Origin of the sequence: Christensenella massiliensis (genome assembly GCF_040409835.1) — a bacterium.
In the GTDB taxonomy this organism is placed as follows: Bacteria; Bacillota; Clostridia; order Christensenellales; family Christensenellaceae; genus Christensenella; species Christensenella massiliensis.
On the sequence record NZ_CP117826.1, the window covers coordinates 1382356 to 1399391 of the forward strand.

Genomic DNA, 17036 nt, shown 5'->3' on the forward strand with positions numbered 1-17036 from the left:
AAATCAAAAAAGCATTGGCAGAATACTCCGCCAATGCTTCCGAATACCTTCGCCGTGCCGTATCAGCCGTTCAGCAGCAGCTCGATCACATACATCTCAAGCTTCTCGAAGTTCTGCGTCTTCACGCACTCTTCCTGGAACTTATAGTCGAACTTCTTCACCTTCTCAAGCAGCAGCTCGAATACGCGCTTGCTGTTGATGATGTGGCGGTAGCAGTCCTCCGCCGGCTGCGTCCGCATCGCCTTTACGTCGAGTCCTACGCATTCCCCGTTATCGCCGAAGTTGTTTTCATACAGCACCTTCACCTGATTGAAGCATGCCCTCAGGTTCTCCGCTCCGAACGTCTTGTCCTGATCGTATTTGATCCCGTTCTGGTCATTCAGGTGTACTCCCCACAGCTTCCCCCACGCGATCGCGAACGCCATGTCCGCCGCCGGGTCAAGACCCGCTAAGATCGAATGCGCGCTCTCGATGCACAGTCCTACCCGCGACGGATCCACCGTCTGCGCTCCTACCGCAAGCGCATGCCCTGCCGTCCCGCAGTAGCTCCGGTCGATCGGCTCGTTCGGCTTCGGCTCTACCAGTATCTGCACGTCCGGGTCGTATTTCAGGATCGTATCGAACGCGTCCCTCAGCTGCCTGATCTTCTCGACCGGGTTTTTCCCCTCCGCGCACAGCGTTCCCTCGCGCGCCAGCCACAGCTGCACCTTGTTCGTCCCCAGCGCCTTTGCGATATCTACCGACCGCAGCGCCCGCCAGATCGCAAAATCATAGTCCTCCTTCCGGCTCGCCGTGAAGCCCCCGTCGTTCGTGTGCGCGTCGAACCACAGCCGCGGCGCCACGAATTCCGCGAACAGACCGTATTTGTCCAGCATCGCTTTGACGTCCTTCGCGTAATCCACGATCGCCTTTTCCGTCATATTGTTCATATCCGGCACCGCGTCATCGTCATGGAACTGCACTCCGTCCATCCCGATCTCCGAGAATGTTTTGATCTTCTCCTCAAACGGCACCGTCGGCCTGATCCCCGGCCCGAACGTCTCGTTTCCCTCGTGCACGTTCCACGGTCCTACCGTAAACCTGAATTTTGCCATCCTTTTTTCCTCCTTTGGTTCCCTTTTTTTCCGGCCGAACGGCCTTTCTTTCCATGCTGCCTTTATTATATCCCCTCTTTTTTCCCTCTTCCCGCACATCTTTGCTTTTTTTCCGGGACAGTTTTGTTTTCGGTCCTCTCAGCTCCTGCCGGCCTGCTTTAAAAAATGCAGCGCGCGGTTCACGTCCATAACGGTATGCTGTTCATTTTCTTCCGTTATCTGCACGGAGTCTATGCGGTATTTTTTTCTGTATTCCCCGGGGGTACAGCCAAATTCTTTCAGGAACACTTTATTGAGATATTTATAATCCGAAAATCCGCATTCCATACAGATATCGATATGGCTGAGATCCGTGTGCAAAAGCAGATATTCCGCTTTTTCCCCGCGCATCCGGTTCAGGTAATTCTGGAACGATATCCCAAGGTGCGTTTTGATAAAATGGGATAGGTAGTACATGTCCAGATTTTCACGTTCCGCGATCTCTTTCAATGTAATAGGATACATATAATTTTCCCGCATAAACTCAATGATGCGCTGAAGGCGGTCCATATTGCGGTTTTCAGCCGCTGCCGTCTTTTCGTCGAGCACCGTGTAGTCATCGTGCCCCAGCATACGGAACAGCATATGATTTAGGATCGATACCAGTTCCAGCGCATACCCCTCTTCCTTTTTGCAATAGCACGCAACGATCTTTTCCATACAGTTCCGAAACATCTCCCAATATTCCGGCGAGCTCTCCCGCAGGATATGCCGCTTGGTAAACCGGACATGCGCAATGCGCGGATAATATTTCTTGCACAGCAGCGGATCGAGCTGCAGTACCATCAAAAGATTCTCTTCCTGCGTCCTCCTTAGGCTGTGGATCGCATTCCGGTTGCTGATAAAGATATCATTCCGCTTCAAAAGGTGGCGCTGCTGGCCGTCGTCTATGTTCACGCTGCCCTTGAGTACGAGAAATATCTCCATATCATTATGAAAATGCAGCTCCCTCCAGTTGATGGATACCACGAACGTTTTCAGGCTTGTTCCCGAAATGTGCTTGATAAACTCATATTCCATAAATTTTCTGCTCCGGCTTTTTTCTGAAAAATGGCAAATGTGTCATGTCTGTTTCATGATTTTTTTAACGTCATTTATAGATATTATAGCACTAATACACAAAAATGTATGAATTATTTGATTTCATATTATATTTTTGCTTCACTAAAATAAAAAAGGATGCATGAATAGCGCATCCTTTTTCGTTGGATCTATATATAACAGGAAGGAAATATTGTTTTATTTATACAGGGAGCCATAGATCCTGCAGGCGCGGTAGTCCGCACCCTCTCGGTCCTGTGTGCCGAACGCGTTCTGTGCCGCCGATTGCGGCGGCCCCGGTCTTTATCATTACTTCTCCTCCTTTCTTTGATTATTTTATTCCGGTTTCTGCCAAGCGTACAGAAAAACAATGCAAAAGATTCCGGCGACTGTTACAGCTGCCGGAATCTTTGTCTGGTTATCGTTTTTGCTGTAACCAGAACTGCTCCATTTCTGCTTTTTCTTCTTCTGTATATTTACGCTTGGTGTCGATCACTTTTCCGCCGTTCCACTTGCGGCTTTCGATGTCTTCCGTTGTTCCCATTACCGTAACATTGAGCTGCCTGCGCCGTGCGCGTACATGATCCCAATCAATGAAATAAATATGGGCAAACTCTCCGCCATCTAATTTTCCATCCTTGATCGTCAGCGTTTCACTGCGTCCAAAAAAAACAGAACGCAGATGGCCATCTGTATTCATACTCGTATAATCTCCCGGCTCATTCACAAATCTTCCGAATTGTGCATGGATCGGCCCGGGATGGCGATATTGATGCTCTTCTGCAAAATCCGGGATCATCTTCCGCATAATATCGAGGAGATCGTGCTGAAGATATTCCAAATCGAAAGAATCGATATCGTGTGAACATTCCTGAACCATAACGGAGCAGGTTGTATGGTGAGACGCAACACAGCACGTTCCATTTTTCACACCGGAAGCTTCCACGATCTCACATACCTCTTTCGATACGTCATGGAATGTTGGTATCCACCCGCGCGACTGCAATTCCAATTCCTTTTGAACAACTTTAAATTCCATGTTTCACCTCATAATTTACTTTATTTACGGCTGTCCGGGCCGCATAAAATGTTTCATTTTCTTTTTCGTTATTTTCGCCTTTCGTCCCATGCACGGCGTACGGCTCCTATCATTTCATCGATCATTTTTGCGCGGTCGGGCGCTTTTACGATCCCGCTCGACGAGCCGGTCGCTTCCGCCCCTGTGCCGATCACACGATACACGTCTTCCCCACAGCTAATTCCTGCGCCTTGAAGCACAAGAATATCCGAATCTATTTTTTTTACCGCTTCGATCGAGGCTTGTACATAGCTCATGTCGCTTGGATTACCTGTGCCGATCAACTCCGTAGGCTCCGCTACGATAATATCCGGCGAAAGATGTGCGACCGCTGATGCTTCCGCAATAGAATCGGCGCACACGATCGTCGCCAGTCCCACCTCTTCCGCTCGCCTTATGGTTTTCGCCAACACGCTGAACGAAAGCGGTTTCTCACAATGATTCAGCATAACGCCGTGCGCACCCGCAGCTACTAAAGATTCCGGCAGAATATCCGCAAGTCCTCTTCCCGGTTCGATCGGTTCCATATGCGGCGCAAACACAAAAAGATGCTTTACGGCCTGTGCAACACGCCGGATATCTACGACTGGAGTTGTAAAAATAATATCGATACCATATTTTTCTGCCGCGATATCTGCTGCCAAAGCAAGCTCCAATATTTCGTCTCCAACGAGATACGATTTAGGACCAATCTCAAAAAACGGCGGTTTTAACGGAAAATTTTTCAACATGCTTCAAGCTTCCTTTCCTCTTGTAATGTTTGTGCGTCTCTTTATTCAGCTTATCATCTTTTTTCTTTATGGTCAATAATATTTTCTTTTTTATTTCTTTTTTATTTCTTTTTTATTTCCTGATTATTTTTATTGATTTTTTTATTCTAACTCTCTATACTGTTAAATAAAACATCGCAATAAGCGGGAAAGGGAATATTTATGGATCTTTCTAAAATATGGCAGGCAGCTGAAAATACATACCAAATCGAGACCGATGCGATCTTGCAGGCTTTTGATGGGATCGACCGAGCTTCTTTTCTGCGCGCTGTTGAGCTGCTCGCGCAGGCCGAGCGCATCGCCGCCAGCGGCTGCGGTCACTCCGGTATCGCCTGCCGGCATTTTGCACACCTTATGTGCTGCATCGAACGGCCCGCTCGTTTCATTTCGCCCGCAGAAGCGGTACACGGCGCGACCGGATATCTCCAGCAGGGCGATGTCATGCTGTTGGCCTCACGCGGTGGAAAGACCTCTGAATTGCTCCCTATCCTTTCTATTTGTAAGCAAAAGGGAGTGTCTGTGATCTCCGCAACCGAAAATCTTGATTCCCCTCTTGCTCGTGAAGCAGACGTCGTGCTGCAGACGCCGATAACGCGCGAAGCTGATCGCTACAACAGTCAGGGAACGACCAGTTTCTCCGTTTTGAACGTTTTATTCGATGCACTGCAATCAGCTTTGATCGAGGCAACCGGGTTTCGCAACGAACAATTTGCCGTCATCCATCCCGGCGGAGCGGTCGGAGAGCGTCTGAATGCAGCTCCGAACCGCTAATCAAATCAGGGAGAAAAACAAATGTCTGTAAACAAGCTAAAAATTGATGAGCGGCGAAAAAAAATTTTGGAGATGCTCCGTCGGGATGGGCAGGTACGCGTTGCCCAATTAAGCAAACAGCTTGGCGCTACTGTTGTTACGATCCGCAGCGATCTGGACGCTCTTGAACGCGACGGTTATTTGGAGCGTACACAGGGCGGTGCGGTCCAATCTGCCAAAAACTTTTATCACATGGAGCTTCAGTACCGGCGGCAAAAGAATGCCGATATCAAAAAGCAGATCGCCGCTGCAGCCGCACGTATGATCCACGACGGCGATACGCTGCTGATCAATTCCGGCACGACGACTTATTTTACCGCGCTTGAACTGAAGCAGCACAAAAACTTAAACGTGGTTACAAATTCCATTTCACTTGCCGTAGAGTTGGGCAGTGTGCCTACTTTCCGTGTTATTCTTCTTGGCGGCGAGATCAATACACAATATTCCTTTATCTACGGGGAGGACGCAAAGCGTCAGCTTTCCGGCTATAAGGCTGACTATGCGCTGCTTTCCATGGACGGTATCTGCCGCCATGCGGGGATCACGACCTATCATGCCGAGGAAAGTGTGATCGACCGTCTGATGATTGAACGCTCACAGAAGACGATCATCGTGGCGGACAGCAGTAAAATCGGCCATGAAAGTTTTTCGCACGTATGTGCGCTCGACGAGATCGATTTTCTTGTGACCGATGCAGCGGCGAGCGCTTCATGCAGTGAACTGGATGAGACCGGTATTACTGTCGTTTCCTCCTGATCCGTTTTCGTACTTTGTTAGAAATATCAATATTGACCAAGTTTTTTTGCCAGCGTTATCGCATATTTAAAATTTTCCAGACTCACAGTATCCGGTATCGAATGGTCTGAATGATAAATATATCTGCGGTATTTTTTTGCTGCAGGTATTTTTTTGAGCAACTCACGTTCGATATCCTCCACAGCTCCTGCCAATATATCCGCATTGATATTCCCAATAAACGTCAATCTGTTTCCATATTGTTCAACATACTCGCATATATCGTTTCCCGCCCGGGCTTCGAGCGGCTGCATACAGTCTATTCCCGCTTCAATCAGCAGAGGAAGCAGCGCGCGGATATCTCCGTCCGAATGGTATATCACTTTCATTCCATGCTCCTTTGCGGCGGCAAACAGCTTTTTTTGGCAGGGAAGTACATAATTCCGGTAAAATTCCGGCGAAAACAGCATACCGTTTTTATAACAAAGATCACTGAATACCCACATTGCGTCAAACGAATAGCCGTGTTTTGTTATCTCCTCCAGCATACGAATGTTGAATTCCGTATAATCTTCCATGATCCGCTGCGCAAATTGCGGTTCGAGTGCCATCTGGACAAGCGCTTCTTCTTCACCTAACAGGCGTATGTAGTACCAGCACGGTTCGATTGGTGTCAAGACCGTGAAGCCGTCCGCTTGCCGCACACGTTCATAATACTGCTCCTGTGAGTCTTTCCGCAGTGTTCCCCATATCACGTCCCTTCGGAAAGAGGAAAAGCGCTCGTAATCCGGAGACAGCCGAATACGCAGCCTTTCCCATGCTTCCCATCCATTGACCGTTGTTCCGACCAGCTGCGGCGCAGCCTGCCTATTTTTCAAATACCGATAAGTATTTCCGTCTCCGTCTGAAACGACCAGAATGTCCTCTGTTTCTTCTTTGATCTCAGGCGGCAGCATCAGTGAGCCGTCAAAAGAGAAAAAATGAAAACGGTCCAGACCAAAATGATCCTGAGCGGACACGTCCTGCGGCAGCCCTTCCGAATGCCATCGCTCTTCCGTTTCCGGCCATATACCGATCTCCGTGATCGGTATCCTATCTGCCGGCTGCCCGTTCAAAGCAGCGAGCAGCCTCTGTCTCCCGTTCATATTCCCCTCTCTCTTCCGGCATAGTATAGGCAGTCTCCTGTATTTCTGTCAAAAAGATGTATTCTGCTTGTATCTAACCGGAAAGATATTTCTTTCATATTATGAATATCTGAAAAATGAACGTCGGATTCGTCCGTGATCCCGGCCTTGATCACCAATTTGTCTCCATTCTTATCCGCGTGGATATAAATCTCCGAGCCCATCAGTTCTGTCACGCCGACATCCGCAGTGATCGCACCATCCGCTTCTTTTGCCACAACCGCCATATTTTCAGGCCGGATACCTACCGTCACGCTTCTTTCACCCGTTCCGGCTTCCGCAAGAATATGCTGATAAGCTTCATTGAGTACAAATTCTCCGCCGAGCACATGTACCTTATATACTCCTCCACTGCATTTAAGCTGTGCATTCTCCAAAAAGTTCATCTGAGGCACCCCGATAAAGCCTGCTACAAAACGGTTTGCCGGGAAATTAAACACCTCCTGCGGCGTGCCGATCTGCTGGATCAGCCCATCTTTCATGACGACGATCCGGTCTCCGAGCGTCATTGCCTCTGTTTGGTCGTGCGTCACATATACGAACGTTGTATTCAGGCGTTTCCTCAAAGAGATCAGCTCTGCGCGCATAGAATTACGCAGTTTCGCGTCCAAATTGGAAAGCGGCTCGTCCATCAGGAATACCTGCGGTTCACGTACAATGGCGCGCCCAATGGCAACACGCTGCCGCTGTCCGCCCGAAAGCTCTTTTGGCTTGCGCTCCAGATATTCTGTAATATCCAATATCTCCGCCGCCTGAAGAACACGTCTTTTGATTTCATCTTTCGGCACTTTTCGCAGGGTGAGTGCAAATGCCATATTATCGAACACACTCATATGCGGATAAAGCGCATAATTCTGAAATACCATCGCAATATCTCGGTCCATTGGCTGTACGTCGTTTACCAGCTTGTCTCCGATATAGAGTTCTCCGGACGAAATCTCCTCAAGCCCCGCGATCATTCGCAGCGTGGTCGATTTGCCGCAGCCGGATGGTCCTACAAATACAACAAATTCCTTGTCCTCGATCGTCAAGTTGAAATTCTTGACTGCCTCTACATTTTTTCCGTAAATTTTACCGATATTTTTTAAGATCACTTTTGCCATAATCAAACAGGTTTGGTCCGCTTTCCGAACCCCGCACGGCCTCCCTATCTTGCAGCTTCTGCTTTTCAGCACGGCATAAACAGACCGTTGCATTCCCTCTCCTTTCTATTATTATTTCGATTGTTTTCCCGGCGTCATACTCTGCGAAATTCTTCGATATATTCCACGCCATTTTCCGTTGCCGCTTTCAGTACTGCTTCGCCAAGTTCCGCGCACGCGCAGGTAGGATCTCCAAATAATCCCGTTTTTGTTTTCTGCAGCGCCCATGTGGAAACTGGACCGCATAATTTTCGATTCAGACGGATCGCATCTACATTTGTATATTCATCTTGATGCACCAGTTCCGGGTGCAGATACAAAATGCATGAAGTTTCCCATTCTCCTCCGTGGATATCTCCTTCCGGATCTTTTTTCATTTTGTCATATACTTCCGCTGAAAGCGTCATCGGCGCCAGCGTCATCGTAAAAACGCCGTGCACATCCGCAATCTCCCGCATGACCATACGAAGTAGACAATCGTGGTTCCCATGGCAGTCGAGCGTTACGATCTTTTTGAACCCCATGCCCACAAGCGAATCCACAATATCATAAATATAATCCGCGAATGTACGCGTATTGATATTCGGACAGCCGGGCCATTGTCGAACGATCCCCATAGAAAAACCAAAGTTTATAGTTTGCATGACCAATACCGGTATCCCTTTTTCTATGCAGGCATTTCCCAACATATCTGCATATCCGCGCGCGATCATTGCATCTGTTTCAACCGGAAGATGCCTACCGTGTTCCTCTGTTGTGCCGACCGGCAGGATCACGACCGCTTCGTCCTCCACCGCTTTCTGGATCTCAACCCATGTCTTTTCTCCAAAATAAATTGACATTTTTATACTCCTTTCATGAGCTTATTTTGATATTCTCCAAACAGGCTCCGGTATATTGCCTGTTTTTCGGGAATCGGCCTGTACTCTGCCCGGCAGGGTGCAGCACCTTTCGCAAATCGTTCTCCATTGAGTCCGCAATACTCTGCGGTGAGCCTTGCTGCTCCAACACTGCACAATTCTTCGCTCTCGAATGTTTTTACACACATTCCCGTAATATCCGCAATGATCTGGCAAAATGCTTCACTTTTACTTCCGCCGCCGAATATCCACAGCCAATCCGGTCTGACCCCCACCGTTTCCGCCGCTTTTAAATTCAGTTTCAGCTCGTACGCGATCCCTTCATACATCGCACGTGCAAGTTCCGCGCGGCCAGTCCCGAGCGTCAGGCCGGTATACCGTCCCTCTATCTTTTTCCTGCCATGCGGTGTTCCCGGCGTGCTGAGAAAAGGCAAAAAATATACGCCTCCGCTGCCGGCTGTTGCCCGTTCGCACATTTGATTTAACTTCTCATAGCTGACATCTGAAAAAAGCGTATTTTTTACCCACTTGACCGCTGCTCCCGCCGTATTGATGCACCCTTCAAGCACCCATCGTTCCTTGCCAATATACGGACAGGGAGTCAGGCCGCTCGTTTGTTCCATATCCAGCGCATCTGTCATAAGCTCTATAGCTCCTGCTGTGCCCAGCGAGACCGTTCCTGCATGCGCGGAAAGCCCCGCGCCATATGCGGCGGTCTTCTGGTCTTGCCCGGCGCATAACACCGGTATCCCGATCGGGAATCCTAAATCTACCGCTGCTTCTTTTGTAAGCTGTCCGGCAGAACGTCCGGTCTCACGAATATCCGGAAATACATTTTCTTCCACTTCTGCTGCTGCAAGCAGCTTTTTACTCCAGCATCTGCCGAATATATCGTACGCCATGCTCCCCGCGGCCATCGTTGGATCGGTTACCGTATTGCCTGTAAGCCGCGCTGCCGCATAATCCATCGGCATCAGAAACCGATGAGCCGCCCGATAGATTTGTGGATCGTTTTCTTTTAACCACATTAGCTTCGGAAGAAGATAGACTCCTGAATTTTGTTTTCCGGTTATGCGGGTAATCGTGCGGTCCCCTACCCGCGCGGCAAGGATTTGCGCTTCTCTTTCCGCGCGGCTGTCGAGCCAGCATATCGCATTTCCGAGCGGTCGGAGCGCTTCATCTACCGGAACGAATGATATACCCTGCGACGATATGCCGATTCCGGCGATTTTTTCCCGCTTGATCTCCTCCGTCAGTTCCTTTAAAAGGCCGCATACTTTTTCATACCATGCCGCCGGGTCCTGTTCAATAAATCCGTTTCCAGTCAGTATCAACTCCTCTTCATTTCGACACATGCGGAGCAGTCGTCCCGTTTCGTCGAACAATGCCGCCTTGACCGTTGTTGTTCCCAAATCGATACCAATGATATATTTCTGCATCACGTTAAATTCTCCACAATATCACGCACTTTTTTAACCCGCTGCCATACGCCATCCGGCGGGACCTGATCGGCTACGCCGAACACGAACCTTGCGTCCTCCCGGAATGTTTCTGCCAATCGCAGAAGATATTCTTCAAAAAATGCATCGCTGTATAATTCCGAAAAAAGCGCGCCGGGTATTCCGCCCCAGATCACGATTTGCTCTCCTGCTTTTTTGCGCAGTTCAGTCATTTCGAGGTCGCCGACCGGTGCAGGCGTAACCGCTTCGACAACATCGAAGCCGCTGGGTGCGATCATATCCCACGTTGCGGCAAGCATACCATCGTTATGGATCGACGTATACTTTCCGGCTGCATGAAGAAGCCCGTTCCTCTTTTGGTAAAACGGCATATTGTATTGCTCAAAAAAGTTGCGTCCAGTAATATCTGCAGATAAATTCTCTGGAAATTCAATCAAGTCCGCAGGTGAATTTGCCAAGATATGAAACAGCGGCAGCTCGCTTTCCGCAATCTCGTCCATCACCTGCCTAAACCGTTCCGGATTCTGCGCGTAAATTCCATACGTGTTTTCGACGCCCGCAATACGGGCGATCATACGCTGCAAAGGACAGCTTCCGAGCGGGGCGATCCCTACTGCGATCCCGTCTTCTCCCCATAGCCGGTCGATCCGTTCGTATTCCTCGTATTGTGCTTCATACCGCGTTTCGCGGCAAATATCCGCATAGATTTCTAAATCCTCAGGCGTTTTTACGAAATGTTCCGTAATCGCCCACGTATACGCTTCGGGCATATACGTCTCCAAGGACCGCAATGTTCCCTTCGGTGTAATCAATTCCCTCGAACGCTGTCCGCCTTTTTCCTGTTCCTTGAATTCAGCCCATTTCGGATAGTTTGTTTTCCACATCAGCGGCGCATAGAAACAGATACCTACTCCAAGATCTTTATGGAACCGCAGATACCCTTCCTCTCCGCAATATCTTTTTTCAAGCTTTCCTTGCTTCTCCAACGCTCCATACCAATAGGAAAGATCACCATACCATGCGTGCCGTTCCGCTTTTTCCCCTTTCAAGGCTGCCTTCAGGCGTGTGCGTTCATTCATTTTGCTTCCTCCTCTATTCGCACGGTCTTGATCTCGTATGGTCTTATAGAGATGTGTTCCAGTTCTTCTTTCGGGCCGTTGGGTGACAACATGAGATCGCATGCAGTTCCTTTCGCTGCGTCTTTGAACCGTATTGCCGCAGTTCCTGCCTTTCCGTCTGCTTCGAAGCCGCGAACAAATAATCCGCCGTCCTCCCGATACACAGCCGTTACAGCCAGCCCCGTCGTTTCCATAAAGGAGGCCTGCGGCGCAGCAGTGCCTTCACACTCTGAAAAGCGTGCCGTATTAACAAACGGCTGTTCACGAAGCAGGCATAAGTTCTGCATCTCCAATCCGGACATTTCCTGCTTCAATACGACATCAAATGCAAAATCGTGCCTGCCGTTTCCAAAATAGCTGTCCGGCGTTTTCAATACCCACGACGCAGTCTGTTCCTTTCCCCGCACATCGCGTTCCATCGTATGTAAGAGCACCGTTTCAACAATATTCTCGCGTCTGTTATAGCAGTAGAAAATACTTCCGTTTCCCTGCAAGAGCATAACGCGTACGCCGTGGTTCAAAAACGATGTGAAATGCCGCGCATAATATTGGCCGTCAAGTGCGCGTTCAAATTTCAGATACTCCTCTGCCTGTCCGGTGATCGCATTTCCATACATCTCGTACTCCGGATGGCGTTTCTCTATTCCAAACGGGATACCGGCCAATAATTCCGGTTTTTTATCACAGGAAAATGCGACTGTATAATATCCCTCTTTTCCCGCACTTTCAAAATTCAATTCGATTCCGATCTCTTCCCGATCTGCAAAAAGCGTGTAGGCTACCTCAGCCGGTTTTCCCGCTAAATCCCCCTTTATCCCGATTTTTTGCATAAGCGGCCCTGATTCCGTAAGCTCTGCACTCTCCGCATGAAATACCTCTATTTCTTTCGGTTCATAGTTCGCTACCCAGTCTCCTGTAGGTTCTGTATGATAGAAACGCAGCTGTGCAAACATATCCGCTTCCGAAAATAAAATATGTCCTTTTACGTCTTCTATTTTTTTGATTTTTCCGTTTTCCTGTGTGATCCGCAGCTTTCCGTTTTCAAGCCTATCAGGTGCCGTCCGGCAGGCAGACCTAATCAGCTCTTCTCCATGTGTATCGGGCACAAGCAGCAGATTCTCATATCCCATTGCACCGCAGTGCACCTTTGCCACTATATCCGCTTCATTGCATGCACAATTTGCATACAGCTTGTCTCCATGATAGATTTCCGCAATTTGATATTCCACTTTCTCTCCATCCGCATATTCCAGACGAAAGGGAACCAGATTATAGGGCGAAGCAACGTGCAGCCGTACATACTCTTCCGCTTTAAACGGGTGAGGATTGATCACGGTATACTGTACCGCTCCGCACTTTCGGGCTGCAGATGCTATCGTTTCCGCCGTATGAGCAGCAAGACAGTCCACTTCATATTCAAGCGCGCAGGCAAAGCGCAGTTTCTCTTCATAATCTGCTGCAAGGAGCGCTTCCAACGCATGACCGCTGATTTTCATGAGGCCTCCCCACAAAGATTGCACAGCTTTCCAGTCGAAATCCGCACCTACTTCTTCTGCGATCACACCCATTTTTTCTACCGATATCAAAGTCCGTTCGATCGAAAAGCGTTTCCGATACATTGCTTCAGCGCTCTTCGTTGGTATATCATAGGTCAACTCACAGGCATCGATCACCCCCTCCACATATGGCAGCTTTTGTTTTTCTATCTTTTCCATATACCGATCAAGTGTAGAGAATACGAGCTGTGTTTTGTGTCTTTTATTCCATTTTTGAATAAATGCATCAAGGTCTGCGGGGCGGTCAAGCATTGTATGCATCGGGAGCGCATCATCTCCGCCTACAAAAACGGCAAGGTCCTCTGTTTGTTGAATCTTGAGCTTTGCCTCCAGTTCCTCCCGTATGAATCCTTGTTCCTGAACGGCATAATCGGGGTTTGTGATGTATTCGTCCGCCATGCCCGAATAAATGCCGCGTGAAACTGTAATCTCACTTCCGTCAAGGCCTTTCCAAATAAACTCTCCGGGTATCCCGGACGTATTCATAGCACCTTCCGGGCGATAAAGCCGATAGGCCTTGTGGCCCGTTAGTTTGAGAAGCTGCGGCATCTGGCTGTGACCGATCGCCGTATCCGCATTCAAAAATACCGTTAACTCTTTTTCAGGGCATAATTTATTCTGCAGTACTTTTTTCCCGGCGGCTATATTCCGTATAAAAAGCTCATCTCCGCTTTTTCCCGGACGTACGAGGTCTATTCCTCCATTTGCGACCGATATCCGGCCACACTTGATAGATGTTTTGATCGTTTCGATCCGGTCCGGCAAATAACGTTCGAGTACGTCTACCGTTTGTAAAACATTATCAATTAGAAACGTAAATTCCTTATGGCTTTCCATCAATTCCGCAACACACTTTAAATTTTCCACATAGCGCCAGATGTGCCATTCACGCGTATTGGTCCATGCATAATCGCAATGCGCGTAGGGGATCAAATGTATTGTTTTGATTTCTTCAAGCTGCTTCATATTCCTCTCCCCGTCAGCCCTTTACGCTTCCCGCAAGGCTCTGCACAAACTTCTTCTGCGCGCAGAAATAGATAATGATCATCGGGATCGCTACAATAATGACACCGGCAAACATATAGTTATATTCCGTCGCATGGTTCCCCTTGAAATTGAGAAGTCCGAGAGGGATCGTGTAATTGTTTTTATCGCTTAAAAGCAGAAGCGGCATGAATACTGCGTTCCAGACGGTGATTAAATTCAGCATTCCAACTGTTGTGATGGCCGGCGATAAAATCGGCGCGATAACTTTCGTTAATATTTTAAAATCCGAGCAACCGTCTATTCTTGCAGCCTCTGTCATCTCCCGCGGCACAGTCTTCAGAAAGCCCACCAATGTCAGCACTGCAAACGGAAGTGAGCCTGCGACCGAAGAAATAATCAGGCCCGTCAGGGAATTATAGAGCCCCGTTTCCCGGTATAGCAGAATGATCGACGCATATCCAACCGCTGGTATCATCATTCCACCAACGCATATCGTATAAAGGATCTTGCCGAGCGGTCTCTCATACAGACGATAGATCCCGTAGGCGCACATTGTCTGTAGGATAATGATCAGAACGACTGCGACCCCGGTAACGATCACACTGTTCAGTGCGTATTGCATGATATTTCCGTCTTGGATTGCAATGGCAAAATTCTGCCACTGCGGGTCTGCCGGAAGCCCCAACGGATTTGAATACAACTCGTCTGTCGTTTTCAGCGCCGTCGTCACCAGAAGATAAATCGGCACAATAACGATCAGCGTATAAATAAAGATACTTGCTTTACCCGCAAACCAACCGGGTGTCAGCCACTTTTTCCTGCTCATTTCCATTCCCCCTAATAAATCTCGTCACTCTTCCGCTGCGCATTGAACTGGATAATGTAAAATACTGCTACGATGATTACAAGTATCACGCCTACTGCCGACGTTTTGCCAAGGTTGCCCGAATTTACGACTGTTCGATACATATATACTGCCAGTGTATCGAGCTTCGTGGCATACATCGAACCTCCCAGCGCATAGATATAATCAAAACTGATCGCTGCGCCCGATACGCATAGCAGCGTCAGCCTGAGGATCGTCGGTTTCAAAAGCGGAAGCGTAATTTTGAAAAATTTTTTTCGTTCTCTGGCGCCGTCGATCGCGGCAGCTTCATATACAGAATCCGATATGCCGTTCAGCGCGGCAAGTGTGATCGTGATTGCATATCCCATATTATGCCATGCCTGCACAAAGGCAATGCAGCAAATCGCCAATACCGGCGTTGACAGCCAGCTCTGCTGCAGACTTTCCAGTCCGATCAATTCAAGAAAATTATTCAGAAATCCGAGATTCGGGTCGTAAATGTAGCTCCAAACCATGGCGACCATAACGGTGCCAAATACCAGTGGTGAAAAAAATACTGTCCGGAAAAATTTATTGAAAGTCGTATTTTTCTTCAGCAGTACTGCAAATAATACACCCAAACTGATTTGAACCGCAACGACTACACCAATGTAGATCAGCGTATTTAAAACTACGCTTGGGAACGTTGGATCAAGCGTTAATTCCTTGAAATTCTGTAACCCTACGAACGTGCTGTCCGCGCTCATGCCATCCCAATCAAGAAGGGCCAGCCAGAATATTCTTAAGTTCGGAACGATTTGAAATATAAACCATATACCAAATGCCGGGAGAATATACAGCAGAAATTTCAAATACCGTTTGCTTTTCCTCTGTATAGGCGTTTGCAGCATACGTCCCGGTGCCGTGGGGTTATTTACCATGTTCATTTTCCCCTCCTTCCATGGGAATGTCTGCCCGCTATCAAGCGGGCAGACATCTTTGATCATTCCTTATCCTGCAAAATCAGCTTCTTTGAGGAGCCGGTCTACTTCCGCAAGCTGTGCATCTACATCCCCAGAGCCGAACAGGAGCTCTGTATACATGTTAACGACGATATTTCCCCAGATATCATAGTTTTCCGCATCGTTCAAGGGCTGTGTTGTAATCCCTTTCTGTTTGAGCTCATCCAGCAGCTCTGCACCTTCAAATGTCATTTCAACCCCTTCAATAGTAGGTGTCGTCCGCGCAAAATCCGTATAGATCTGTGCATTTTCAGGAGAAGCAAGGAATTCTACCCATTTCTTTGCCGCATCAAGATTTTTCGACTTGGAATAAATGCTGATGATCTGCCCGGGTTCACCGTGCGTATAGGTGGAATCTTCCAGCGTCGGCATGGTGAACAGACCAATATTCATGCCGGCATAATTCGTATCCAGATTGAGCAATTCCCATGTTCCCATAAACATCATAGATGCTTGTCCCTGCTGGAACAGGGCGAGCGTTTGATCAAGCTGTGTTCCTGCCGAATTATCGTACAGCAGTCCGTCTTTATTGATCGCCGCCAGCGTATCGAAGGCTGTGCGCGCTTCAGGAACCGTATTGAAATCTGTCAGTTCTCCGTTTCCTATCTTAGTCCAATATTCATCATGCATCTTTTCCGTCTGCATACTTTCATTGAGCAGCGTATTGGCCATCCAGTTGCCGACTACCGTCGCCCCCGGATAAGCGATACCACCGTAACCTGCTTCTTTCGATTTTGCAACGACCGTTTTCAGCTCTTCATAGGTCGTCGGCACCTCAACGCCCATCTCCTCAAAAAGGTCTTTGTTATAGAATACGCACAAAAGGTTTACCGCCGGGATGTATCCATAATTTTTTCCGTCCACAGAAGAAACGGAAGCAACACCCGGATCATAGTTCTGATTGAACTCGAGATCAGAGATATCGAGAACGTTTCCGCTGCGTATCATCGTAACGTAGTCTGCACGCGGGTGCGCATCGAATACGTCTACATCTTCTCCCGCTACCATGTCTGCTTGAAGCTTCTGGTAATACGCCGTTTCGTCACGTTCGGCCGAATAATTTATTTTGATTCCCGGATTTTCCGATTCAAACTTTGCGATCAATTCTTTCATGATCTCTTCATCATCCGTACGAAATGTTCTGTAGTTCAGAACAATGTCTCCTTCAGTAGCTCCCGCCGTTTCAGACCCTTGTTGCGTTTCTGTCGACGTTTCGGCCCCCGTCCCCTCCGATGCGGGCTGTCCGCAGGCGGCGAATACTCCGACTGCCATCAGGATGACCAGCACCAGACTTACCACTTTCATCATTTTCTT

General features: G+C 48.4%; 15 protein-coding genes. 2 read left to right on the top strand and 13 right to left on the bottom strand.

The window, feature by feature from the left end:
• Nucleotides 1–62: 62 nt before the first annotated feature.
• From PUP29_RS06680 to PUP29_RS06695, 4 genes are all read right to left on the bottom strand, one after another.
• Complete coding sequence (locus PUP29_RS06680) at nt 63–1094, bottom strand: TIM barrel protein (protein WP_353422773.1); 1032 nt, start codon at nt 1092–1094, stop codon at nt 63–65.
• 138 nt (nt 1095–1232) lie between these two features.
• Nucleotides 1233–2153 (bottom strand): AraC family transcriptional regulator, encoded by a 921-nt coding sequence (locus PUP29_RS06685; RefSeq protein WP_079546633.1) that lies wholly within the window; start codon nt 2151–2153, stop codon nt 1233–1235.
• A 439-nt stretch (nt 2154–2592) separates the two neighbouring features.
• The gene (locus PUP29_RS06690; RefSeq protein ID WP_079546632.1) at nt 2593–3213 is read right to left on the bottom strand and encodes a YjbQ family protein; all 621 of its coding nucleotides are present in this window, start codon (nt 3211–3213) and stop codon (nt 2593–2595) included.
• Between the two features lie 68 nt (nt 3214–3281).
• Nucleotides 3282–3983 (bottom strand): triose-phosphate isomerase, encoded by a 702-nt coding sequence (locus PUP29_RS06695; protein WP_353422775.1) that lies wholly within the window; start codon nt 3981–3983, stop codon nt 3282–3284.
• A 201-nt stretch (nt 3984–4184) separates the two neighbouring features.
• Between PUP29_RS06695 and PUP29_RS06700 the strand changes: the two genes are divergently transcribed.
• Nucleotides 4185–4793 carry an SIS domain-containing protein gene (locus PUP29_RS06700; RefSeq protein ID WP_079546630.1) on the top strand — a complete coding sequence of 203 codons (609 nt, stop codon included), beginning with the start codon at nt 4185–4187 and terminating at the stop codon, nt 4791–4793.
• Nucleotides 4794–4814: 21 nt separating this feature from the next.
• Nucleotides 4815–5588 (top strand): DeoR/GlpR family DNA-binding transcription regulator, encoded by a 774-nt coding sequence (locus PUP29_RS06705; protein ID WP_079546629.1) that lies wholly within the window; start codon nt 4815–4817, stop codon nt 5586–5588.
• A gap of 26 nt (nt 5589–5614) precedes the next feature.
• On the opposite strand, the gene PUP29_RS06710 is transcribed toward PUP29_RS06705, so the two are convergent.
• From PUP29_RS06710 to PUP29_RS06750, 9 genes are all read right to left on the bottom strand, one after another.
• On the bottom strand, nt 5615–6712 hold the full coding sequence (locus tag PUP29_RS06710) for a uroporphyrinogen decarboxylase family protein (RefSeq protein ID WP_079546628.1): 1098 nt from the start codon (nt 6710–6712) through the stop codon (nt 5615–5617).
• Complete coding sequence (locus PUP29_RS06715) at nt 6709–7854, bottom strand: ABC transporter ATP-binding protein (RefSeq protein WP_079547835.1); 1146 nt, start codon at nt 7852–7854, stop codon at nt 6709–6711. The genes PUP29_RS06710 and PUP29_RS06715 overlap by 4 nt, the downstream gene beginning before the upstream one ends.
• Before the next feature lie 134 nt (nt 7855–7988).
• Nucleotides 7989–8735 (bottom strand): creatininase family protein, encoded by a 747-nt coding sequence (locus tag PUP29_RS06720; protein WP_079546627.1) that lies wholly within the window; start codon nt 8733–8735, stop codon nt 7989–7991.
• Nucleotides 8736–8737: 2 nt separating this feature from the next.
• On the bottom strand, nt 8738–10192 hold the full coding sequence (locus PUP29_RS06725; RefSeq protein WP_079546626.1) for a xylulokinase: 1455 nt from the start codon (nt 10190–10192) through the stop codon (nt 8738–8740).
• Nucleotides 10192–11292 (bottom strand): uroporphyrinogen decarboxylase family protein, encoded by a 1101-nt coding sequence (locus tag PUP29_RS06730; protein ID WP_079546625.1) that lies wholly within the window; start codon nt 11290–11292, stop codon nt 10192–10194. The genes PUP29_RS06725 and PUP29_RS06730 overlap by 1 nt, the downstream gene beginning before the upstream one ends.
• Nucleotides 11289–13853, bottom strand: a complete 2565-nt coding sequence (locus PUP29_RS06735) for a glycosyl hydrolase-related protein (RefSeq protein WP_353422779.1) — start codon at nt 13851–13853, stop codon at nt 11289–11291. The genes PUP29_RS06730 and PUP29_RS06735 overlap by 4 nt, the downstream gene beginning before the upstream one ends.
• Before the next feature lie 13 nt (nt 13854–13866).
• A complete protein-coding gene (locus PUP29_RS06740; RefSeq protein ID WP_353422781.1) occupies nt 13867–14700 on the bottom strand; it encodes a carbohydrate ABC transporter permease in 834 nt (277 codons plus the stop codon).
• Nucleotides 14701–14711: 11 nt separating this feature from the next.
• A complete protein-coding gene (locus PUP29_RS06745; protein WP_353422783.1) occupies nt 14712–15647 on the bottom strand; it encodes a carbohydrate ABC transporter permease in 936 nt (311 codons plus the stop codon).
• Nucleotides 15648–15710: 63 nt separating this feature from the next.
• Entirely contained in the window at nt 15711–17030 is a 1320-nt protein-coding gene (locus tag PUP29_RS06750; protein ID WP_353424063.1) for an ABC transporter substrate-binding protein, read from the bottom strand.
• Between the last annotated feature and the right edge of the window lie 6 nt (nt 17031–17036).